The sequence below is a fragment of the Thiobacillus sp. SCN 63-57 genome (genome assembly GCF_001725555.1).
GTDB lineage: Bacteria > Pseudomonadota > Gammaproteobacteria > Burkholderiales > Thiobacillaceae > Thiobacillus.
Window position 1 is genome coordinate 1 of the sequence record NZ_MEGP01000020.1, and the last position, 19,687, is coordinate 19,687.

Below are 19,687 nucleotides of genomic sequence, written 5' to 3' on the forward strand. Positions count from 1 at the left end.
CGAGTCCATGGTGACGGCCACCGCGCACAACATCCGCGCCCTGCTGGATGGCAAGGAACCTGCCGAGAAGGCTACTTGGAACGCAGTCTGCCTGGCCGATTTCGGCGACACCGGGATTGCGTTTGTTGCGCTGCCGCAGATTCCTCCGCGCAACGTCAACTGGTTCTCAGAAGGCAAGTGGGTGCATCTGGCCAAAATCGCGTTCGAGAAATATTTCCTGCGCAAGATCAAGAAGGGAAATGTCGGGCCCTTCTACGAAAACCTCACGTTGCGTGCGCTGGGAATATCGAAACTCAAGGAGTGAGACGAACGTCCGCACGCGATGCGCGTCAGCGTGACGCGTCGTCGGGAGGTTTCCTGTCCGTAGGCTGCAACGCGATCACGCTGGCAGGCGCATCTGGCTTTTGGCGCCCGGCGAGCAGCAGCAGGGCCTGATGGAACTCTCCCGGGAGGCGTTTCATGGTTTCCGCAGCCTGGGGCTGGTAATGCACCACCTCGAACGGCACGCGTTCGTCCAGCGATGCACGCGCCTGGGGATGGAAGTGCTGCCAGGCCAGTTCGACCCAGGCCTTGTTCTGGCCGTCGACGAAAATGAATTCCTCCGCATCCAGCACGGCCAGGTACTGCAGGCTGCGAATCGGCACGAACAGGCATTTTCCCGCCCGCGCCAGCAGCGTGTGTGCAAGGTTGTAGGTGGCGGCGGGAAGAAATGCCGGCAAGCGTGCGATTTCCTGTTCGCGATAGAAACGTTCTTCCATGGCGTTACGTTAGCAGTCCGGTACCCGGTTGGTTAAGCATTTTTTGCACACGTACCTGTGTACGGGCGAGGCATGAAGCATGTCTGTGGGAATCATGCGCCCTTGAGGCAAAATAGGGATCAGACATCCCGACCGCAATCACCATGAACGATCCCACTCCTGCCCACGGGCCGGGCCTGATTTTCGATACCCATCTGGAGCATTTCGATCACGACGTGATCGAAGCCTCGCATACGCTTCCCATCCTGGTCGATTTCTGGGCCGACTGGTGCCCGCCTTGCCGTGCGTTGACCCCCGTGCTCGAACGTGTCGTCGCGCACCATGCCGGCAAGATCCACATGGCCAAGGTCGAAGTCGACGAAGGCGACAACATGAAGCTTGCCGGACGCTACGCCTTGCGCGGTTTCCCCACCGTCCTGCTGTTCGTCAAGGGCGAGATCGTCGGGCGTTTCTCCAGTGCCCATCCCGAGCATTGGGTGCGTGAGTTCATCGCCGAGCACACCGATATTGAGTGACACACGCATCGTGCTCGACACCAATGTGGTGCTCGATCTGTTGCATTACGACGATGCGGTGGCGCGCCCCCTGCTGCATGCGCTGGAAGCGGGGCGCGTACGCTGCGTGGTGACGAGCGCCACGCTCGACGAGTGGCGGCGCGTACTGACGTATCCGGCGTTTGGGCTGGATTCGGCGCGTCAGGCAGCGCTGTATGCGCGCTATCAAGCCCTGGCCGTGTTGGAGCCGGCAACTGTCGTCGCAGACCTGCCGCGTTGTCGTGATCCAGACGACCAGAAATTCATCGAGTTGGCCACCACGGCCCGTGCGCAAGGGCTGGTCAGCAAGGATCGTGCGGTGCTCCGCTTGCGTCGCCACTGTGTGGCGCATTTTCGGATCATGCTCCCGGCGGAAGCGGTGTGCTGGTTGACGGATAGGCTTAATTGTCCTGCGGCCGGAACCGCTGTCGCGCCGCTTCGCTGACCGCCAGTACGGCTGGATGACTCAGCCGCCGTTCCACCGAAATGGCAAAAAAACGTTCGCGTATCTCCTGCGTCCGTCCTAGCTCGATTACCTCGTATTGCCGCATCACGTCCTGAACGGTGGTAATCGGTACCGGAAACACGCCGGCTCCGGCTTGGCCGAAGGCGCTCATCAGCGCGCTGTCGTCGAATTCGCCGACGACGGTGGGCTGGATATCCTTGCGTTCGAGCCAGCGCAACAACGGCACGCGCAGTGCGCTGTCTTCGCCCGGAATCAGGAACGGAACGCCATGCAGGTTGGCGGGGAAGGCCGCTTCCAGTGTGTCGGCGATCGCGCGCGCGGCCAGAAAGGCGATGCCGCATTCCCCCAGCGGATGGCTGTAGCCCTTGATGTCCATCGTGGAGGGGAGGGGGCGGTCGGCCAGCACCATGTCGAGCCGGTGGATGGACAGCTCGGCGGCGAGTTGTTCCAGCCGGTCTTCCCGGCACACCAGCTTGACTGGCTCGGCCAGTGCCAGCGCAGGGGCCAGCAACTGGTAGGCGATCGCCTTCGGCACGACGTCTGCGATGCCCACCCGGAACGGATGGGCACGAGGTGCGAGGCGGTTTTGCAGGGCGTTTTCCAGTTCGGCGCCGACCTGGAAAATGTCGTCGGCGTAGATCAGCGCGGTACGTCCGGCATCGGTCAGTTCCAGCCGTCGCCCACTGCGCCGGAACAACGCCACGCCCAGGCGTTCCTCGAAGGCGCTGATCTGTCCGGACAGCGTCTGAGGGGTCAGATGCAGCTTCTCGGCGGCGCGGTTGAGCGCGCCCGCCTTGGCAACGGTACGGAAGTAATACAAATGCTTGTAATTGAGCATGGTGTCGAAATGATTCGATAAAACGGAACAATAGCATTATAAAAATCGAATTTTATTGTTCTTCTTCCAGCTATATTCTCCACTTGTATGTCATGCAATGGCCCTCAGTCCGACCGGGCAGGGTTAAAGGAGAACATCATGAAACGTATTGTCTTGTTCCTCGCCACCAACCTGGCGATCGTGCTGGTGCTGTCGTTCACCATGCGCATCCTGGGCGTCGAGCCCTACCTTACCGAGAACGGGCTGAACCTGGGTTCGCTGTTGGTCTTTGCCGCCGTGATGGGCTTTGGCGGTTCGTTCATCTCGCTGGCGATTTCCAAGTGGATGGCAAAGAAATCGATGGGCGTGCGGGTGATCGAGACGCCGTCGAACTCGACCGAGTTCTGGCTCATGGAGACCATCCGCAAATACGCGGCGGACGCCGGGATCAAGATGCCGGAAGTCGGCATTTACGATGCGCCCGACGTCAACGCCTTCGCTACCGGCATGACCCGGAACAGCTCGCTGGTCGCCGTGTCCTCCGGCCTGCTGCGGCAGATGACGCGCGAGGAAGCGGAGGCCGTGCTGGGCCATGAAATCGCCCACGTCGCCAACGGTGACATGGTCACGCTGGCCCTGATCCAGGGCGTGGTGAACACCTTCGTGATGTTCCTGTCGCGCGTGATCGGCCATACCGTCGACCGTGTCGTGTTCAAGAACGAGGAGGGCCACGGTCCGGCGTTCTTCGTCACCATGATCGTGGCCGAACTGGTACTGGGCATCCTGGCATCGATTATCGTCATGTGGTTCTCGCGCCAGCGTGAATTCCGCGCCGACCGCGGCGGCGCCAGCCTGGCCGGGCGCGGTGCCATGATCGCGGCGCTGGAGCGCCTCAACAGCCTGCATCCGCACCCGCTGCCCGACAAGATGGCGGCCTTCGGCATCGCCGGCGGCAGCCCGCAGGGCTGGAAGCGCCTTTTCATGACGCACCCGCCGCTGGAAGAGCGCATCGCCGCCCTGCGCGCGGTGCAGTAAGCAGGCGGACCGAGGAAAAACATGGACGCTGTCCTGCATATTGGCGAACCCTGGATGTGGGTAGCCTTCGTCGGCTTTGTGTTGGCGATGCTGGCCGTCGACCTGTTCCTGGTCGGCGGCAACAAGGCGCATAAGGTCGGCTTCAGAGAGGCGGCAGCGTGGTCGGTCGTGTGGGTTTCGCTCGCGATGCTGTTCAACCTCGGCCTGTGGTGGTATCTCAAGGGCGTGCATGGCAGCGAGGTGGCCGACGCCAAGGCGATGGAGTTCCTGACTGGCTACCTGATCGAGAAATCGCTCGCGGTCGACAACATCTTCGTCTTCCTGATGATCTTCGGCTTCTTCGCCGTGCCGGCGGAGTTTCAGCGGCGCGTGCTGATCTACGGTGTGGTCGGCGCGATCGCGATGCGCGCCGTGATGATCCTGGCAGGCGCCTGGCTGGTGCAGGAGTTCCACTGGATTCTCTATGTGTTCGGTGCCTTCCTCGTCGTCACCGGCATCAAGATGCTGATGTTCGCCGAGGCCGAGCCGGACCTCGGCAAGAACCCGATGCTCAACTGGATCAAGCGGCACATGCGGCTGACGCCGGATTACCGCGGCGAGAAATTCTGGGTGCGGGAAAACGGCGTGCGGCTGTTCACCCCGCTGTTCCTGGTGCTGGTCATGATCGAGCTGTCGGACGTGATTTTCGCGGTCGATTCGATCCCGGCGATCTTCGCGATCACCACCGATCCTTTCATCGTGTTCACGTCCAATATCTTCGCTATCCTCGGATTGCGTGCGATGTATTTCATGCTGGCCGGCATGGCGGACCGCTTTCATCTGCTCAAATATGGTCTGGCCATGGTGCTGGTGTTCGTGGGAACCAAGATGCTGATCGTCGATGTCTATAAAATCCCGGTAGGCCTGTCGCTCGGCATCGTGGGCCTCATTATCGCCAGCTTCATGTTTGCCAGCCTGTGGGTGACGCGAAAACCGGCTACTCCAGGCTGAAACCGGGCGACGAACGCGCGAGAGGCTTCGCCGCCTGTTGTTGGACTCCGGCGCCGGCGCACAACTGAAGTACCCTTGCAGGGATCATGGCTGAAGGGCAATCATGCCGACTTATACCGATTCCCCCCTGGCCCGACGGATCGTGGGATTTGCGTTCCTGGTCTCGATATTCGGGCTGACCATCTGGGTGCTGTCGCCCTTTCTTGCGGCCCTGGCCTGGGCAGGGATCCTCGCGTACGTGACCTGGCCGCTCCATCAGTGGGTGTGCCGTCGAATGCCGGGACGCGACAATCTCGCCGCGCTGTTAATGACGCTGGGGGTGACGGCGACCCTGTTGCTGCCGCTGGTGTGGGTGATGTTCACGGTGGCGGCCGATGTGGTGGCGGCTTCGGCGACGCTCACGCAGTTTGCCGTTCATGGGCTTCCACCTTTGCCCGCCGGGATGCGCAACTGGCCGGGCGGAGCGTGGCTGGCCGAGCAGTACCAGCGTGTCCAGGCCGATCCGGCCTGGTTGCATGCGCAGTTCGATGCGCTGGGCCTGACGAATACGGTCGCGCTGAAATCGCTGGCGGGGGGCGTCGGGCGCAATGTGGCGAAATTCGGCCTCGCGGTGTTCGCGCTGTTCTTCCTGTATCGCCACGGCGTCAGCGTGCTGGCGCAGTTTCGCGGCGTGGCCACGCGCTGGCTGGGCGAAGCGGCGCGCGGCTACATCCAGGCGGTCGGCGTGACCGTGCGGGCCGTGGTGTTCGGTATCGTACTCACCGCGCTGGCACAGGGCACGCTTGCCGGGCTGGGTTACTGGGTGGCGGGACTTGCCGCGCCCGCTCTGTGGGGCGTGATTACCGCGCTGGTGTCGCTGATCCCCTTCGTCGGCCCGGTGGTGTGGATCGGGCTGTCCCTGACCCTCCTGGCGAATGGCGAGACCGGTGCCGCGCTGGGCCTGTTCCTGTGGGGTGCGCTGGTGGTGAGTTGGGTCGACAATCTGATCCGCCCGCTCGTCATCAGCGGGCCGACGCAGATCCCCTTCCTGCTGGTATTCCTGGGCGTGCTGGGCGGCCTGCATGCCTTCGGTCTGATCGGGCTGTTCCTGGGCCCTGTGTTGCTTGCGGTATCGGTCGGAATCTGGCGTGAATGGCTGGGACATGCACGTCCGGATTGAGGTTGAGGTATCCTTGCCAGTCACTTGACCGTAACGCCCATGAATCCCGCCAAAGACCGGTTATTCGCGCGACTGGCACTCAACGTGCTGGGTGTGTTCGAGGCCATCGGCCTCATCGTCATCACGCTTGCCACGCTGGTCGCCGGCGTGTTCGAAGTCAATGCCATGATTGCGGCCAGGACGGTGGCGCTGGGCGATCTGCTGCTGCTATTTCTGTATCTGGAAGTCCTTGCCATGGTGGGGGTGTACTTTCGGTCCGGACAGTTGCCGGTGCGCTTTCCCATCTATATCGCCATCGTGGCGTTGGCGCGTTATCTGGTGCTGGACATGAAAAGCCTCGATGCATGGCGCATGCTGGGCGTGACGGCGGCGATGCTGCTACTGGCCATTTCTGTGCTGGTGATCCGCTATGGTCATATCCGCTTCCCGTATGACGAACATCCAAAGGACAGAGATTCGCAACCATGAATACCAAAATGACCTATGCCGGTTTCTACAATGACAAGCACGGCGTCACCATGCTGGCGCGCGTCGTGCTCGATGGCTGGCTGTTCGGCTTCATCCCCGAGAGCGAGGATTGTGCCGGCTGGCAGCTCGGACAAATGCAGGCCTTGACGGAAAAAATCGAGGCCGAGTGGGATAAGTACGGCAACCTGCCGAGCCGTCTGCCGCCCGATCTGCGTGAGCGCCACACCGCCCTCTACAAGATGGCCACGGAACGCGCACGCGAAATGGGCTGGGATCCCGAGCTCGGCGAAGACGAATAAACCCCGGCGGGGATGCCCCTGCCGCCTGCCAACCTGCCTGCCGCCCCTGATGGAACTCACCCCGCCGTTGTTGCAACTTGCCACCCAGGCGCTCGATCTGGTGCTGGACTTCAATCGCCCAGCCGATGCCGTACTGTCGGCGTTTTTCCGCGAGCATAAGAAGCTTGGCTCGCACGACCGTGCATTCGTGGCCGAAGCCGTATTCGGCGTATTGCGGCGCTATCGCTATCTGTCGGTGGTGGTGCCGGCGGCCAATCCGCGCACGCTGATCATCGCCTGGCTGATCAAGGTGCGCGGCATGAGCGGAGCGACACTGGAGAAATTCGCCAAGCCCGAGCTGATCGATCACATCCGTAACGCCAAAACGGACGACCTGCCGCTGGCTGTGGCGGCGGAACTGCCCGACTGGGTGGTCGAGAAACTGCAGGCGTCGATGAACGATGCCGACATCCTTGCGCTCGGCCGGGCCCTGCAGCAGCCGGCGCCGCTCGACGTGCGGGTGAACGCGCACAAGGCGAGCCGCGACACCGTGCTGGCGCAGCTGCGCGAGGCAGGCTTCAAGGTCGAGGCGACGCCGTATTCGCCGTGGGGCATCCGCTTCAAGGACCATCCGGCGATCAACCGCCATCCGCTGTTTCTCGACGGCAGCCTCGAAGTGCAGGACGAGGGCAGCCAGCTGCTGGCCCTGCTGCTGGGGGCGCGGCGCGGCGAAATGGTGTGCGATTTCTGTGCCGGCGCCGGCGGCAAGACGCTCGCGATCGGCGCGATGATGGCATCGACCGGCCGCCTGTATGCCTTCGACGTGGCGGAAAAGCGCTTGGCCAACCTGAAGCCGCGGCTGGCGCGCTCGGGCCTGTCCAACGTGATGCCACAGCTGATTGCCTCCGAGAACGATACCCGGGTGAAGCGCCTGGCCGGCAAGCTCGATCGCGTGCTGGTCGACGCGCCGTGTTCCGGCCTCGGTACCCTGCGCCGCAACCCCGACCTGAAATTCCGCCAGTCGCCCGACAGCGTGACGGAACTGACCCGCAAACAGGCGGCCATCCTGCGCGCAGCAGCGAAGCTGCTGAAACCCGGGGGGCGGCTGGTCTATGCCACCTGCAGCCTGTTGCCGGAGGAAAACGAGGCCATTGTCGAGACGTTGCTGGCGGAAGGCGGATTTACCCTGTTGCCGGTCAACGAGCTGCTGGCGCAACACAAGATCGACCTCGATACGGGCAGCATGCTGAAATTGTCGCCTGCCTTGCACGGCACAGACGGTTTCTTCGCGGTCGTCCTGGTCAAAACCGCGGCTTGACCCATCCGGGCTTTGCAGTTATCAATGCGGCGTTTCCTCCGGCCGGTTCGATACCCTTGACATGGTAGCCACGCCCTTCCATCCCGATGTGCTCGGCACGCTGTGCGGCCTGTTCCGCGCGCGCGTCGACGCGACGCCGGATCAGGTGGCCTATCGTCAATTCGACGAGGCGAACGCGACCTGGGTGGGTTTCACCTGGTCGCAGGTGGCGGCCGAGGTGGCGCGCTGGCAGTCCGCGCTGGTGAAGGAGGGGCTGGCCCCAGGCGATCGCGTGGCGGTGATGCTGAAGAACAGCGTCGAGTGGGTGATTTTCGACCAGGCCGCGCTGGCGCTGGGTCTGGTCACGGTGCCCCTGTATCTCGACGATCGTCCGGAAAGTGCGGCCTATATCCTCAACCATTCCGGCGCCAGGCTGCTGCTGGTCGAAGGCAAGTTCCAACACAAGAAACTGGCCGAGATCGCAGGATCGGCGACGACGCTGCAACACATCGTCAGCCTCGTTCCACCTGAAAACGGACTGGTGAACTGGAGCACGCGCTTTGTCGTGGCAGCCGATTGGCTCGCAGCGGCGGCCGGCACGCCCGTGCCCGAACGCCATCTCACCTCCGATCTGCTCGCCAGCATCGTCTACACCTCGGGCACGACCGGGCGACCCAAGGGCGTGATGCTGACGCACGACAATTTGCTGTGGAATGCGTTCTATGCCTCGCAATGCACCGATTTCGACCCGCACGAGGTCTTTCTGTCGTTTCTGCCCATGTCGCACACGCTGGAGCGCACCGGCGGGTATTACCTGCCGATGCTGATCGGCGCCGAGGTCGCCTATGCACGTTCCATTGCCCAGCTGGCGCAGGATCTGCAGACCATTCGCCCGACCGTTCTGATTTCGGTGCCGCGCATCTACGAACGGATGTACGGACGCATCCAGGACAGCCTGGAAAAGAAGGGACTGCTCGCCAGACAGGTATTCAAACTTGCGGTACAGGTCGGCTGGCGGCGCTTCGAGCTCAGCCAGGGACGGGCACGATGGAGTCCGGAGCTGCTGCTGTGGCCCCGGCTCGAGAAGCGTGTGTCAAGCAACATCACGGAAAAACTGGGCGGCCGGCTGAAACTGGCGATTTCGGGCGGGGCGGCGCTCTCGCCGGAAATCGCACACATGTTCATCGGCCTGGGCGTGCCGATCATCCAAGGCTATGGACTGACCGAAACCAGCCCGGTGGTATGCGTCAACCGCCCGGAGTCCAACATCCCGTCCAGCATCGGCCCGCCGCTGCCTGGCATCGAGGTGAAGATCGGCGACGACGCCGAACTGCTTACGCGCAGCCGCTGCGTCATGCGCGGCTACTGGCAGGACGAGGCCGCCACCCGCGCCATGATCGACAGCGAGGGTTGGCTGCACAGCGGCGACCAGGCCACGGTGGATGCCTGGGGTCACTACCACATCACCGGGCGCCTCAAGGACATCATCGTGCTGAACAACGGCGAGAAGGTGCCGCCGACCGACATGGAATCTGCCATCCTGCTCGACCCGCTGTTCGAACAGGTGATGGTCGTCGGCGAAGGCAAACCCTATCTGGCCGCACTGACCGTACTCAACGAGGAACATTGGCAGGAATTTGCCGCGCATCTCAACGTCGATCCCAACCATCCCGGGGCTTTGCGCGATCCCAAGGTGATGAAGGCGCTGACCCACCGCGTGGCGCACCATCTCAAGCATTTTCCCGGCTATGCCCAGATCCGCCGACTGCATCCCGAGCTCAAGCCATGGACACTGGAGGACGGCCTCCTGACGCCCACCCTCAAGATCAAACGCAACCAGGTACTCGACCGCTACCGCGCGACGGTCGAGGCCATGTATGCTGATTTCGCACGCTGACCACATAAAACCGATTAGGGAGATACTTCATGCCTTCGTTTCCTCGTAAACAATTGATGCTCGGCCTGGCACTGGCCGGGTTCGCCGACCTGGGCCAAGCCGCCGGCTTTGCGTTGGTCGAACAGAACGCCAGCGGCCTGGGCAATGCCTATGCCGGCCAGGCCGCCAGTGCGCAGGATGCCAGCACGATATTTTTCAATCCGGCGGGAATGACGCTGCTGCCGGATGCGCAATTGGTCGTCGCGGGCCACCTGATCCAGCCCTCCGCCAAGTTCTCGGGGACGTTCAGCGCGCCAGTCGGCGGCGGGCAGGGCGGGGATGCCGGCGGGTTGGCGTTCGTGCCGAACCTGTATTTCGCGCTTCCCCTCACGTCGAGTGTCAGCCTAGGTGTAGGGATCAATGCGCCATTCGGCCTCAAGACCGATTATGACGCTGGCTGGGTCGGCCGCTTCCAGGCCCTCAAGTCCGACCTCAAGACGATCAACGTCAACCCGTCGATCGCCTGGAAACTCAATGATCGACTGTCGCTGGGGCTGGGGTTGGACGTCCAGCGTGTTGAAGCCACCTTGTCGAACAACATCTCGCCCCTCGCGCCAGGCTCCCTGATGACGGTCAAGGGGGACGACTATGGCTGGGGTTATAACCTGGGTGCGTTGTGGCAGGCTACCCAGGATACGCGTGTCGGCCTGGCGTATCGCTCCGAGGTGGATTACAAGTTGAAAGGAACGCTGTCATCAAATGTTACTTTGCCCTTACCGCCAAGCGGTGACGTGACTGCCGATGTCACCATGCCGGCTAGCGCTTCCCTGAGCGTTTTTCACAAGCTCTCGCCCAAGGTGGATCTGCTGGCCGATGTCACGTGGACTGGCTGGAGTGCATTCGATCGCCTTGCTGTTGTGTATACGTCAATTGCCTACCCGCTACCTGCAACCCAGGAAAACTGGCACGACAGCTGGCGTTACTCGATTGGCGCAACGTGGCACAGGGATGCCGCCTGGAGTTGGCGCGCGGGGGTGGCCTATGACGAAACACCGGTTCCGGACGCCTACCGTACTCCACGCATTCCTGACGAGAGCCGCACGTGGCTTGCGCTGGGTGGCCAATATCGCTTGGACAAGAAGAACATGGTCGATTTCGGATTTGCCCACCTGTTCGTCAAACAGGCAAGCATCCACAGTACGACGGCGACGGGCACGTTAAATGGGAAGTACGACAACTACGTCAACATCCTTTCGGCGCAGTTCACGCACAATTTCTGACCTTGGACCGCCCCATCCCCTTTGACAACCTTCTGACGCGCCTGATCGACGACAGTAAAAACGTCGATCTATTGTGGCAGATGGGCGTGTTGGCAGCGTGCGCCCTCGTGGCTTGGGGTGCGATGCGCCTGATCGCCCCCTTTCTTGCGAAGACCGATACCGTCTGGCACGCCGGCTTGCGCAGGGTGGGGTTTCCGCTCTTCATGCTGCTGGCGTTGCTGCTCGGGCGCGACCTGGCCCATCACTGGCTGGCCCATACGCACCTGCTGAACCTGGCTGTGCCGCTATTGCTGGCGCTGGCGGGTGTGCGGCTGGTGGTCTATGCGTTGCGTTACGCGCTCAAGCCGCGCGCATCACTCAAGCTGTGGGAACGCACGGCCGCCTGGCTGATCTGGGGGGCGTTTGCGCTGCACATCACCGGCCTGCTGCCGCGCATCCATGCAGCCATGGAGGCGCTCTCGTTCCAGTCGGGCGACCATCGCTTCTCGCTGTGGCTGCTGTTCCAGGCTGCGGCGGTCATCATAGCGGCGCTCATCATTGCCCTGACGCTGGCGCGCGTGGTCGAGAACCGCCTGATGGGCATCACGCAGATGAACCTGTCGCTACGCATGGCCTTGTCCAAAGCTGCGCGCACCGTACTGTTGATTTTGGCCGTGCTGGTGGCCTTGCCGGCAGTGGGGATCGATCTCACGGTGTTGTCGGTGTTCGGTGGGGCGCTCGGGGTGGGGATCGGCTTCGGCCTGCAAAAAGTCGCCAGCAACTACATTTCCGGATTCATCATCCTGCTCGACCGCTCGGTGCGCATCGGCGACCTGGTGACGGTCGACAACAAATATGGCCAGGTCAGCCAGATCAATACGCGCTACACGCTGCTGCGGGCACTCGACGGTACCGAAACCATCGTGCCGAACGAGACGCTGATCACCCAGACGGTTGTCAACCATTCGCTGTCCAAGCCCAACGTGAGGATCGCATTGCCGGTCCAGGTGTCCTACGATACGGACCTGGAGCAGGCCGAGGCCTTGATGCTGGAAGCGGCGAACAGTCATGTCCGGGTGGTGCATGATGAGCCGGACAGCCCGCCCAGGGTGTTTTTGAAGGAGTTTGCCGATAATGGCGTTCTTCTGGAGTTGGCTGTATGGATCCGCGACCCCAGCGAGGGACAGAACAATCTGCGTTCGGACATCAACTGGGCGATCTGGCGACGTTTCAAGGCTGCCGGCATCGAGATTCCCTTTCCGCAACGCGTCGTGCATATGGCGACCCCGTCTTCGATTGATAATAATCCTTGATTTTTATGGGGTTTATCCGTAGATTACCGGACGATATTGTCCTTTTTTGGAACTCTGAACCATGCAATTAGGCTTGTTGAATTTACCCTGGTGGGGATATGTGTTGGTCGCGCTCGGCCTGACGCACATCACCATCGCCGCTGTCACCATTTTTCTGCACCGTTCGCAGGCGCACCGCGCCGTCGATCTGCACCCCGTTATCAGCCATTTCTTCCGTTTCTGGCTGTGGATGACCACTGGCATGGTCACCAAGGAATGGGTCGCCATCCACCGCAAGCACCACGCCAAGTGCGAAACGCCCGAAGACCCGCACAGCCCGCAGACGCGTGGCATCAAGAAGGTCTTCTGGGAAGGCTCCGAGTTGTATCGCGCCGAGGCCAAAGTGACCGAAACGCTGGAAAAATACGGCCACGGCACGCCCGACGATTGGATGGAGCGTAATGTCTACAGCCGTCACTCGGCAGCGGGCATTTGGACGATGATGGCGATCAACCTCGCCCTGTTCGGTCCCCTCGGTCTGACCATCTGGGCCGTGCAGATGGCGTGGATCCCGGTCACCGCCGCCGGCATCATCAACGGCATCGGCCACTACTGGGGCTACCGCAATTTCGCCAGCGAGGATGCCAGCACCAACATCGTCCCGTGGGGCATCCTGATCGGCGGCGAGGAACTGCACAACAACCACCACGCCTACGGCACCTCGGCGCGGTTGTCGAACAAATGGTACGAGTTCGACATCGGCTGGCTCTATATCAAGCTGATGTCCTATGTGGGTCTCGCCACCATCCGCAAGGTCGCGCCGACGGTGAAATGGCAGCCCGCCAAGCCACTGTGCGACCTCGACACGCTGCAGGCCGTCATCACCCATCGCTACGACGTGATGACGCGCTTCGTGAAGAGCGTGCGCGCGGACAGCAAGGCCGAGATTGCCAAGCTGAAGGCCGGCGCGAACCTGCCGCAGAACTGGAACTTCGACAGCTTCCGCCGCTGGCTGCACAAGGAGCCGGCCGAGCTGGCCGCGTCCGACAAGGCCGAGCTCGACACGCTGCTGGGCAAGAGCGAGCGTCTGCAAACGGTCTATCGCATGCGCCAGGAACTCGCCGCCATCTGGGGACGTTCCACCGCCAGTCGGGAGCAATTGCTCGACCAATTGCAGGCTTGGTGCAAACGCGCCGAAGAAAGTGGCATCCAGTCGCTGAAGGATTTCTCGGTGCGCCTGCGCTGTTATGCCTGATGCCGAACGGGTGGCCTGCGGGCCATCCCGTCGAAGGCCAATAAAAAACCCGCCGATCGGCGGGTTGTACATCACATGCTTACGAGCCTTGGGATCGAACTTGCTGATCTCCATTTTCTCGGGCATGGTCTTCTTGTTCTTGGTGGTGGTGTAGAAGTGGCCGGTGCCCGCAGTGGACTCCAGCTTGATCTTTTCGCGTCCGCCTTTAGCCATGATTTTGCTCCTTAAACCGCTTCGCTAGATTAAATGGCTTCGCCGCGGGCACGCAGGTCGGCCAGAACGGACTCGATGCCGTTCTTGTCGATGGTGCGCAGGGCAGCATTGGACAAACGCAGACGAACCCAGCGGTTCTCGCTCTCGACCCAGAACCGGCGGTATTGCAGGTTGGGCAGAAAACGACGCTTGGTTTTATTGTTGGCGTGGGAAACGTTGTTTCCGACCATGGGCTTCTTGCCCGTAACGACACATACGCGAGCCATGACGCTGCTCCAGAATTGAGGGTTAACCGGTGGGGTTAACAATGAGGGTTAACCCGAGAACCGCGATTTATATCACAGCTTGCAAGCGCGAGGCAAGTTTGGCACACCCTCAAAGATGGCCGGATTCCATGAACGACAGGGAAGACGCGCCCGCCACGATGAAATGGTCGAGCACGCGCACGTCCACCAGAGCCAGCGCGTCCGCCAGTTTCCGGGTGAGGCTGCGGTCGGCGGGACTGGGTTCGGCCACGCCGCTGGGATGGTTGTGTGCCAGGATCAGCGCCGCGGCATTGTGTGAGAGCGCGCGCTTGATGATCTCGCGCGGATAGACGCTGGTTTGCGTCAGCGTGCCGCGAAACAGTTCTTCCACGGCGATCACCCGGTTCTGGGCGTCGAGAAATACGCAGCAGAAGACTTCATACTCCTTGCCGCGCAGGATCAGCCGCAGATAGTCGCGCACGGCGGTGGGCGAGGTCAGGGCGTCACCCGCCTGCATGTCCTCGGCCAGGGTGCGGCGTGCCATTTCCATCACCGCCTGCAGCAGCGCAAATTTGGCTTCGCCGACGCCGGGCGCTTCGCAGGCGGCTTTTCTGCCGGCGCGGCACAACCCGCCCAGACCGCCGAAGCGTTCGATCAGTTCGCGCCCGAGGTCGACCGCACTTTTGCCGACGACCCCCGTGCGCAGGAAAACCGCGACCAGTTCGGCATCGGTCAGCGCAGCGGCACCCTGCTTCAGCAGTTTCTCGCGCGGGCGCGCATCTTCCGGCCAGTCCCGAATCGCCATGATTCCTCCCCTCCCGTAGAATGTGCCATTTTCATGGAAAGCGGGCAGGGAATCGAGACCGTGACGCTGGCAGGCAAGAAAATCATTCTGGGGGTGACCGGCGGCATCGCGGCCTACAAGGCCGCCGAGTTGTGTCGCCTGCTGGTCAAGGCCGACGCCGAGGTGCAGGTGGCGATGACCGCTGCCGCGCAGAAGTTCGTCACGCCGCTCACCTTCCAAGCGCTGTCCGGCAAGCCGGTGCTGACCTCCTTGTGGGACGCCGCCAGCGGCGACGGCATGGCGCACATTCACCTGTCGCGCGACGCCGACCTGATTCTGGTGGCGCCGGCCTCGGCCGATTTCCTGGCGAAACTCGTTCACGGCCGGGCTGACGATCTCTTGACGACCTTGTGTCTGGCGCGCACCTGCAAACTGGCGGTGGCGCCGGCGATGAACCGCGAAATGTGGACGGCGGCTGCGACCCAGCGCAATCTTGCGCAATTGCGCGATGACAGCGTGCAGGTGCTGGGGCCGGCTGCAGGCGAACAGGCCTGCGGCGAAACCGGTCTTGGACGCATGCTGGAGCCGGCCGACATCGCAGTCGCGTTGCATGGCCTGTTGGGGAAGGGCGGGCTGGCAGGCAAGCGGGTCGTGATCACAGCCGGCCCCACCTTCGAAGCGATCGATCCGGTGCGCGGCCTGACCAACCTGAGTTCCGGCAAGATGGGCTACGCGGTTGCCCAGGCCTCGGCCGAGGCGGGCGCCGAGGTATGCCTGGTCTCGGGGCCGACCTGCCTTGCCATGCCGGCAGGCGTGCGTCGGGTCGATGTGCAAAGCGCAGCCGAAATGCGCGATGCCGTACTGCGCGAATTGCCGTGCGACGTATTCATCGCAGTGGCAGCGGTGGCCGATTACCGGGTGGAGGCGGCGGCATCGCAGAAGATCAAGAAAAGTGCTGCGGGGCTGACGCTGAATCTGGTTGCCAACCCCGACATCCTGGCCGAAGTGGCCGCCTTGCCCGACGCGCCTTTCTGCGTGGGCTTCGCCGCTGAGACCGAGCGGCTGGCCGAACATGCCGAGTCCAAACGCCTGAAGAAGAAGCTACCGCTGCTGGTCGGCAACCTGGCGCAGGACACGCTCGGCCAGGACAGCGCCGAGTTGGTGCTGCTCGACGATCAAGGCAGGCATCCGCTCTCGCGTGCCGACAAACTCACCCAGGCGCGCCATCTGGTCCGCCATCTCGCAACCCTGCTCAACTGACGAAATTCCGACGAAAATGAAGATGGATGTGAAGATTCTCGACGCCCGCCTGCGCGATCAGCTGCCACATTACGCCACACCGGGTGCCGCGGGGCTCGATCTGCGCGCCTGTATCGATGGTCCAATCGTACTGGCGCCAGGCGAAACCCGGCTGATTCCGACCGGCATGGCGATCCATCTGGCCGACCCGGGCTATGCCGCGCTGATCCTGCCGCGTTCCGGTTTGGGCCACAAGCATGGCATCGTGCTGGGCAACCTGGTGGGGCTGATCGACTCCGATTATCAAGGCCAGCTCATGGTGTCCGCCTGGAATCGCGGGCAGCAGGCGTTCGAACTGACACCGATGGAGCGGCTTGCCCAGCTCGTCATCGTCCCGGTCATGCAGGCCGAATTCAACGTGGTGGAAGCGTTTTCAAGCAGTGAGCGCGGCGAGGGTGGATTCGGCAGCACGGGCCGACAGTAGTGTCGGAAATTTTTACATATCGATAAAAGACGCACCCGGCAGGCGGGCCTGTCGGGTGCGTGCACATCAGGGCATGGAATTTGCTGCATCAAGACCATGTCGGCGGATTGCCTGGAGTCTGGGCGTCCGTCATTGCGGAGAACAAATACTAAGAGGTTGGAGCCGGCTGGCGCAGTCATGCCCCATACGTCGATATCACGGTTTGGCCTGATCCTAGCTGCAGCGTTGGTGCTGCTGGCCGGGCTCGTCACATCCGCGATTTTTCTGACGCGGCCACAGGCACAAACGGTGCCGGAAGAACTGGGCAAACCCGTGATGGCGGCGCAGATCGAGTTTCTTGCCGATGCCATGAAGCGCAGTGCCGCACGGATCGCGGCGCATCCGCAGACACTGGCGTGCTTTGCCAGCGCGTCGCCCGACGTGTGCCAGGCACAGGCAGCCAACCTGCAAGCGCTGAATCAAGACGCGACCGTGTTGTTCGTCACGGAAGGCCAGCGCCAGTTATTGCCCGGTTTCCTGCCGGGCGACACACGGAAGCTGTTGGCCAACGCCGGACGTGGCGGAAGCGGGGCGACCGCCACCGCTACCTTCAATCTCTCTCTCTCGCATCCGGTAACGGGGGCTGACGGCAAGCGTCTTGGCTATGTCATCGTCGAACAGAGCGTGCCGCAGCTGCAGGCGCTGTTCGATACCCTGCCGTTGCCGGACGCCGCCGCCTATGCCGAATTGCAGCAAAGTGGGAGCGGCGACTCCGCCATGGTGCTGATGCGGCGCGGCAACCAGGCGATCAAGCGGAACGTCCGTCCCACTCTCATCGCGTTGGCCGGCACGCCCTGGCAGATTGCTGTATGGCGGCCGGTGACGCCGGTGGTCGAGAGTATCGCGCCTTACCTGCTGGGCTGGCTGGTGGCCAGTCTGGTCATCGCCATCCTGGTGGCGGCCACCATTCTGGCGGTGCGCAACCGGGTTGCCGACAATCTGCGCATGCTGGTGAAATTCACCAACGACCTGCGCCAACAGCGGTTGCGTGCAGATTATCCGGTCAGCCTGGCGGAATTTCAGACGCCACTCGAGACCATGCTGAAACTGGGCAAGGTCATGCTGGGTAAACAGAAGGAAGTATCCTCGCAGGCCCGGATCGATCATTTGTCCAAGGTGAACAATCGGCGCAGCTTCGACGAAAAGCAAAAGGAGTTGTTTGGCACGCTGAAGGACGGCTGGACGCACAGTCTGCTGATTCTCGACATCGATAATTTCAAGCAGGTCAACGATACCTTCGGCCACGAGGCGGGCGATCAGCTCATCATCAAGTTCGGCAACGCGTTGAAAACCTGCCTGCGCAACAGCGATTTCATCGCCCGTTTGGGCGGCGATGAGTTCTGCGTGGTATTCCCCTACACGCCGCTCGATCGGGCGCAGGAACTGGCAGAGCGCCTGCGCGCCAAGATGCCGGAGAGCGTCGAGCTCATTCCGGGTGTGACGCAGAAGCTGTCGTGGAGCGGCGGCATGTCCGAGTTCAGCCGCGACGACCGTGAGGAAAACGAGGCGCTGGCACGCGCCGATGCCGCCTTGCTGGAAGCCAAGCGTGGTGGCCGCAATGCCACGCGGGTCAGGGCTGCCGCCTGAGGCGGCTGTTGCCGCATACGACTCCACATGGGCTTCAGCCCATAGTGGATCGGAGTCCTTCAGGGCTTTAGCGGCTGTACAGCCACGGCCCGCCCTTTATGCCCTTCAGGGTGCTCGCGGGTAGAGCGCGGCGGCCAGCAGGACGATCCCCAATATTCCCCATAGCACCAGCACCGGTGCATTGCCCCAGCGCACATACGGCGTGCTGCCGGCGTAGCCCTGGATTTCGCCGGCGAGGCTACCGGCAGTGAAGAGCGGCAGGCTGGCCAGCACCTGGCCTTTCGCGTCGATGATTGCGGTGAGGCCGGTGTTGGTCGCGCGCAGCATCATGCGTCCGGTTTCCAGCGCGCGCATCTGCGACATCTGCGCATGTTGCCAGGGCGCCAGCGAATCGCCGAACCACGCCAGGTTGCTGACGTTGACCAGCACGCTCGCTTCCGGCAGCTGGTGGATGATCTCCTCGCCGAACGCGTCCTCGTAGCAGATGTCGGCTGCCACCCGCTGGCCGCCGATGGCGAGCGGGCGCTGGTCGATGGCGCCGCGCGCGAAATCGGAGAGTGGGATGTGCAGGACCTCGATGACCCAGCCCCACACCTTCTTCAGCGGGATGTATTCGCCGAACGGCACCAGATGCACCTTGCTGTAACGCTGGCTGGGCGCGCTGCCGAAACTGACGACGCTATTGTAGTAGGCACCATCGAGCGAACCGGTCGGCAGCCCGGCCAGTACATCGCCGCCGTTGCGCTGGCCGAGGGCAACCAGGTCATCGCGATAGGCGGCCGGGAGTTCGGACTCGAACAGCGGCAGCGCTGTTTCCGGCAATACGATCAGGCGCGCGGGCGCGGCTGCGGCCATGCGCGCGTAGCTGTCCAGTGTGGCGCGGGTTTTGTCGGGTTGCCACTTCATGTCCTGCGGGATGTTGCCTTGCAGCAGCGCTACCGACGTCGGTGCGCCGTCAGGTGTGGTCCATTGAATGCCGTGCAAGGCCTGGTCGCCGAGCCCCAGCGCCACGATGGCCGTCGCCGCCCAGACGCGCGACGCCGGCGATGTGCGCGGCATCACGCCCCACGCCAGCAGGCCTGCGATCAGCGCCAGCAGAAACGAGATGCCGTACACGCCGACGAGTGGGGCATAACCGGCCAACGGGCCGTTGGGTACTTGCGAGTAACCCGCAACCAGCCAGGGAAAACCGGTGAAAATCCAGCCGCGCGTCCATTCCATCACGCTCCAGGCAAGCGGAAGCAGCAACATGGTCCTGAGCGCTGGTGTGTGACGCCACCCGGCCTGCAGTGCACCGACCGTCGCCGGAAACAGCGCGAGGAATGCGCAGAACAAGAAAGTGGCGAGTCCGGCCAGCCACATGGGCATGCCCCCGTATACCCACAGGCTGACAAATACCCAACTCACGCCGGCCAGGAAAAATCCCAGCCCCCAAACCAGGCCGGTCAGAAACCCGGCCCGCCTGGAGGGGGCGCGTGACAGCTGTGCGAACAGCACGACCAGGCTCAGTATGGGCAGGGGCCAGAGTTCAAACGGCGCGAATCCGGCGACGGCCACCGCGCCGGCTAGCAGGCTGAGAAGCAGCGGCAGGAGAGGAACGCGACGCATGGCGG

General features: G+C 62.7%; 20 protein-coding genes and 2 pseudogenes. 16 read left to right on the forward strand and 6 right to left on the reverse strand.

Features of this window, described 5'->3' with window-relative positions:
• Window positions 1-304, forward strand: a pseudogene (locus tag ABT23_RS08665) (NAD(P)/FAD-dependent oxidoreductase); the annotation flags it as partial.
• A gap of 25 nt (window positions 305-329) precedes the next feature.
• On the opposite strand, the gene ABT23_RS08670 reads toward ABT23_RS08665, so the two are convergent.
• Window positions 330-758, reverse strand: coding sequence for a hypothetical protein (locus tag ABT23_RS08670; protein WP_296633746.1), 429 nt, complete (start codon window positions 756-758; stop codon window positions 330-332).
• Between the two features lie 143 nt (window positions 759-901).
• On the opposite strand from ABT23_RS08670, the gene ABT23_RS08675 reads away from it, so the two are divergent.
• Together ABT23_RS08675 and ABT23_RS08680 are read left to right on the forward strand one after the other, a co-directional pair.
• A complete protein-coding gene (locus tag ABT23_RS08675; RefSeq protein ID WP_296633749.1) occupies window positions 902-1,273 on the forward strand; it encodes a thioredoxin domain-containing protein in 372 nt (123 codons plus the stop codon).
• Entirely contained in the window at window positions 1,266-1,736 is a 471-nt protein-coding gene (locus ABT23_RS08680) for a putative toxin-antitoxin system toxin component, PIN family (RefSeq protein ID WP_296633751.1), read from the forward strand. The genes ABT23_RS08675 and ABT23_RS08680 overlap by 8 nt, the downstream gene beginning before the upstream one ends.
• Here the strand turns inward: ABT23_RS08680 and nhaR are convergent.
• A complete protein-coding gene (gene nhaR / locus ABT23_RS08685) occupies window positions 1,693-2,595 on the reverse strand; it encodes a transcriptional activator NhaR (RefSeq protein ID WP_296633754.1) in 903 nt (300 codons plus the stop codon). The genes ABT23_RS08680 and nhaR overlap by 44 nt on opposite strands.
• A 138-nt stretch (window positions 2,596-2,733) precedes the next feature.
• On the opposite strand from nhaR, the gene htpX reads away from it, so the two are divergent.
• The 10 genes from htpX (at window position 2,734) to ABT23_RS08735 (ending at window position 13,483) form a co-directional block, all read left to right on the forward strand.
• Window positions 2,734-3,609: a protease HtpX gene (gene htpX, locus ABT23_RS08690; protein ID WP_296633757.1), complete on the forward strand. Its 876-nt coding sequence runs from the start codon at window positions 2,734-2,736 to the stop codon at window positions 3,607-3,609.
• Window positions 3,610-3,630: 21 nt separating this feature from the next.
• Complete coding sequence (locus ABT23_RS08695; protein WP_296633760.1) at window positions 3,631-4,599, forward strand: TerC family protein; 969 nt, start codon at window positions 3,631-3,633, stop codon at window positions 4,597-4,599.
• Window positions 4,600-4,702: 103 nt separating this feature from the next.
• The gene (locus tag ABT23_RS08700) at window positions 4,703-5,758 is read left to right on the forward strand and encodes an AI-2E family transporter (protein ID WP_296633763.1); all 1,056 of its coding nucleotides are present in this window, start codon (window positions 4,703-4,705) and stop codon (window positions 5,756-5,758) included.
• A gap of 39 nt (window positions 5,759-5,797) precedes the next feature.
• On the forward strand, window positions 5,798-6,226 hold the full coding sequence (locus ABT23_RS08705; protein WP_296633767.1) for a phosphate-starvation-inducible PsiE family protein: 429 nt from the start codon (window positions 5,798-5,800) through the stop codon (window positions 6,224-6,226).
• Window positions 6,223-6,525, forward strand: a complete 303-nt coding sequence (locus ABT23_RS08710; protein WP_296633771.1) for a hypothetical protein — start codon at window positions 6,223-6,225, stop codon at window positions 6,523-6,525. The genes ABT23_RS08705 and ABT23_RS08710 overlap by 4 nt, the downstream gene beginning before the upstream one ends.
• Before the next feature lie 49 nt (window positions 6,526-6,574).
• Window positions 6,575-7,822, forward strand: coding sequence for an RsmB/NOP family class I SAM-dependent RNA methyltransferase (locus ABT23_RS08715; protein WP_296633772.1), 1,248 nt, complete (start codon window positions 6,575-6,577; stop codon window positions 7,820-7,822).
• A gap of 61 nt (window positions 7,823-7,883) precedes the next feature.
• Entirely contained in the window at window positions 7,884-9,698 is a 1,815-nt protein-coding gene (locus tag ABT23_RS08720) for a long-chain fatty acid--CoA ligase (protein ID WP_296633774.1), read from the forward strand.
• Between the two features lie 56 nt (window positions 9,699-9,754).
• Window positions 9,755-10,957 carry an outer membrane protein transport protein gene (locus ABT23_RS08725; protein ID WP_296634201.1) on the forward strand — a complete coding sequence of 401 codons (1,203 nt, stop codon included), beginning with the start codon at window positions 9,755-9,757 and terminating at the stop codon, window positions 10,955-10,957.
• A gap of 2 nt (window positions 10,958-10,959) precedes the next feature.
• Window positions 10,960-12,249, forward strand: a complete 1,290-nt coding sequence (locus ABT23_RS08730) for a mechanosensitive ion channel domain-containing protein (protein ID WP_296633776.1) — start codon at window positions 10,960-10,962, stop codon at window positions 12,247-12,249.
• 61 nt (window positions 12,250-12,310) lie between these two features.
• Window positions 12,311-13,483 (forward strand): fatty acid desaturase, encoded by a 1,173-nt coding sequence (locus ABT23_RS08735; RefSeq protein ID WP_296633780.1) that lies wholly within the window; start codon window positions 12,311-12,313, stop codon window positions 13,481-13,483.
• 66 nt (window positions 13,484-13,549) lie between these two features.
• Here ABT23_RS08735 and rpmG read toward each other — a convergent pair.
• The 3 genes and pseudogenes from rpmG to radC form a co-directional block, all read right to left on the reverse strand.
• Window positions 13,550-13,696: pseudogene (rpmG, locus tag ABT23_RS08740) on the reverse strand (50S ribosomal protein L33); the annotation flags it as partial.
• Between the two features lie 29 nt (window positions 13,697-13,725).
• A complete protein-coding gene (gene rpmB / locus ABT23_RS08745; protein WP_296633784.1) occupies window positions 13,726-13,962 on the reverse strand; it encodes a 50S ribosomal protein L28 in 237 nt (78 codons plus the stop codon).
• A 109-nt stretch (window positions 13,963-14,071) separates the two neighbouring features.
• Window positions 14,072-14,746 (reverse strand): DNA repair protein RadC, encoded by a 675-nt coding sequence (radC, locus tag ABT23_RS08750; RefSeq protein ID WP_296633786.1) that lies wholly within the window; start codon window positions 14,744-14,746, stop codon window positions 14,072-14,074.
• Window positions 14,747-14,779: 33 nt separating this feature from the next.
• Here radC and coaBC point away from each other — a divergent pair, with 33 nt between their 5' ends.
• From coaBC to ABT23_RS08765, 3 genes are all read left to right on the forward strand, one after another.
• Window positions 14,780-15,985 (forward strand): bifunctional phosphopantothenoylcysteine decarboxylase/phosphopantothenate--cysteine ligase CoaBC, encoded by a 1,206-nt coding sequence (gene coaBC, locus ABT23_RS08755; RefSeq protein WP_296633788.1) that lies wholly within the window; start codon window positions 14,780-14,782, stop codon window positions 15,983-15,985.
• A 22-nt stretch (window positions 15,986-16,007) separates the two neighbouring features.
• A complete protein-coding gene (gene dut / locus ABT23_RS08760; protein WP_296633791.1) occupies window positions 16,008-16,448 on the forward strand; it encodes a dUTP diphosphatase in 441 nt (146 codons plus the stop codon).
• 177 nt (window positions 16,449-16,625) lie between these two features.
• A complete protein-coding gene (locus ABT23_RS08765) occupies window positions 16,626-18,074 on the forward strand; it encodes a GGDEF domain-containing protein (RefSeq protein ID WP_296633792.1) in 1,449 nt (482 codons plus the stop codon).
• A 105-nt stretch (window positions 18,075-18,179) separates the two neighbouring features.
• On the opposite strand, the gene lnt is transcribed toward ABT23_RS08765, so the two are convergent.
• On the reverse strand, window positions 18,180-19,682 hold the full coding sequence (gene lnt / locus ABT23_RS08770; RefSeq protein ID WP_296633796.1) for an apolipoprotein N-acyltransferase: 1,503 nt from the start codon (window positions 19,680-19,682) through the stop codon (window positions 18,180-18,182).
• Window positions 19,683-19,687 lie beyond the last annotated feature (5 nt).

What these genes read in the sequence shown, in the direction of transcription:
- ABT23_RS08700 (WP_296633763.1), top strand. Translation starts at nt 4,703, where the DNA reads ATGCCGACTTATACCGATTCCCCCCTGGCCCGACGGATCGTGGGATTT.
- htpX (WP_296633757.1), top strand. Translation starts at nt 2,734, where the DNA reads ATGAAACGTATTGTCTTGTTCCTCGCCACCAACCTGGCGATCGTGCTG.
- ABT23_RS08725 (WP_296634201.1), top strand. Translation starts at nt 9,755, where the DNA reads ATGCTCGGCCTGGCACTGGCCGGGTTCGCCGACCTGGGCCAAGCCGCC.
- ABT23_RS08715 (WP_296633772.1), top strand. Translation starts at nt 6,575, where the DNA reads ATGGAACTCACCCCGCCGTTGTTGCAACTTGCCACCCAGGCGCTCGAT.
- ABT23_RS08735 (WP_296633780.1), top strand. Translation starts at nt 12,311, where the DNA reads ATGCAATTAGGCTTGTTGAATTTACCCTGGTGGGGATATGTGTTGGTC.
- ABT23_RS08705 (WP_296633767.1), top strand. Translation starts at nt 5,798, where the DNA reads ATGAATCCCGCCAAAGACCGGTTATTCGCGCGACTGGCACTCAACGTG.
- nhaR (WP_296633754.1), bottom strand. Translation starts at nt 2,595, where the DNA reads ATGCTCAATTACAAGCATTTGTATTACTTCCGTACCGTTGCCAAGGCG.
- lnt (WP_296633796.1), bottom strand. Translation starts at nt 19,682, where the DNA reads ATGCGTCGCGTTCCTCTCCTGCCGCTGCTTCTCAGCCTGCTAGCCGGC.
- coaBC (WP_296633788.1), top strand. Translation starts at nt 14,780, where the DNA reads ATGGAAAGCGGGCAGGGAATCGAGACCGTGACGCTGGCAGGCAAGAAA.
- radC (WP_296633786.1), bottom strand. Translation starts at nt 14,746, where the DNA reads ATGGCGATTCGGGACTGGCCGGAAGATGCGCGCCCGCGCGAGAAACTG.
- ABT23_RS08670 (WP_296633746.1), bottom strand. Translation starts at nt 758, where the DNA reads ATGGAAGAACGTTTCTATCGCGAACAGGAAATCGCACGCTTGCCGGCA.
- rpmB (WP_296633784.1), bottom strand. Translation starts at nt 13,962, where the DNA reads ATGGCTCGCGTATGTGTCGTTACGGGCAAGAAGCCCATGGTCGGAAAC.
- ABT23_RS08710 (WP_296633771.1), top strand. Translation starts at nt 6,223, where the DNA reads ATGAATACCAAAATGACCTATGCCGGTTTCTACAATGACAAGCACGGC.
- ABT23_RS08695 (WP_296633760.1), top strand. Translation starts at nt 3,631, where the DNA reads ATGGACGCTGTCCTGCATATTGGCGAACCCTGGATGTGGGTAGCCTTC.
- ABT23_RS08765 (WP_296633792.1), top strand. Translation starts at nt 16,626, where the DNA reads ATGCCCCATACGTCGATATCACGGTTTGGCCTGATCCTAGCTGCAGCG.
- ABT23_RS08675 (WP_296633749.1), top strand. Translation starts at nt 902, where the DNA reads ATGAACGATCCCACTCCTGCCCACGGGCCGGGCCTGATTTTCGATACC.
- ABT23_RS08720 (WP_296633774.1), top strand. Translation starts at nt 7,884, where the DNA reads ATGGTAGCCACGCCCTTCCATCCCGATGTGCTCGGCACGCTGTGCGGC.
- dut (WP_296633791.1), top strand. Translation starts at nt 16,008, where the DNA reads ATGGATGTGAAGATTCTCGACGCCCGCCTGCGCGATCAGCTGCCACAT.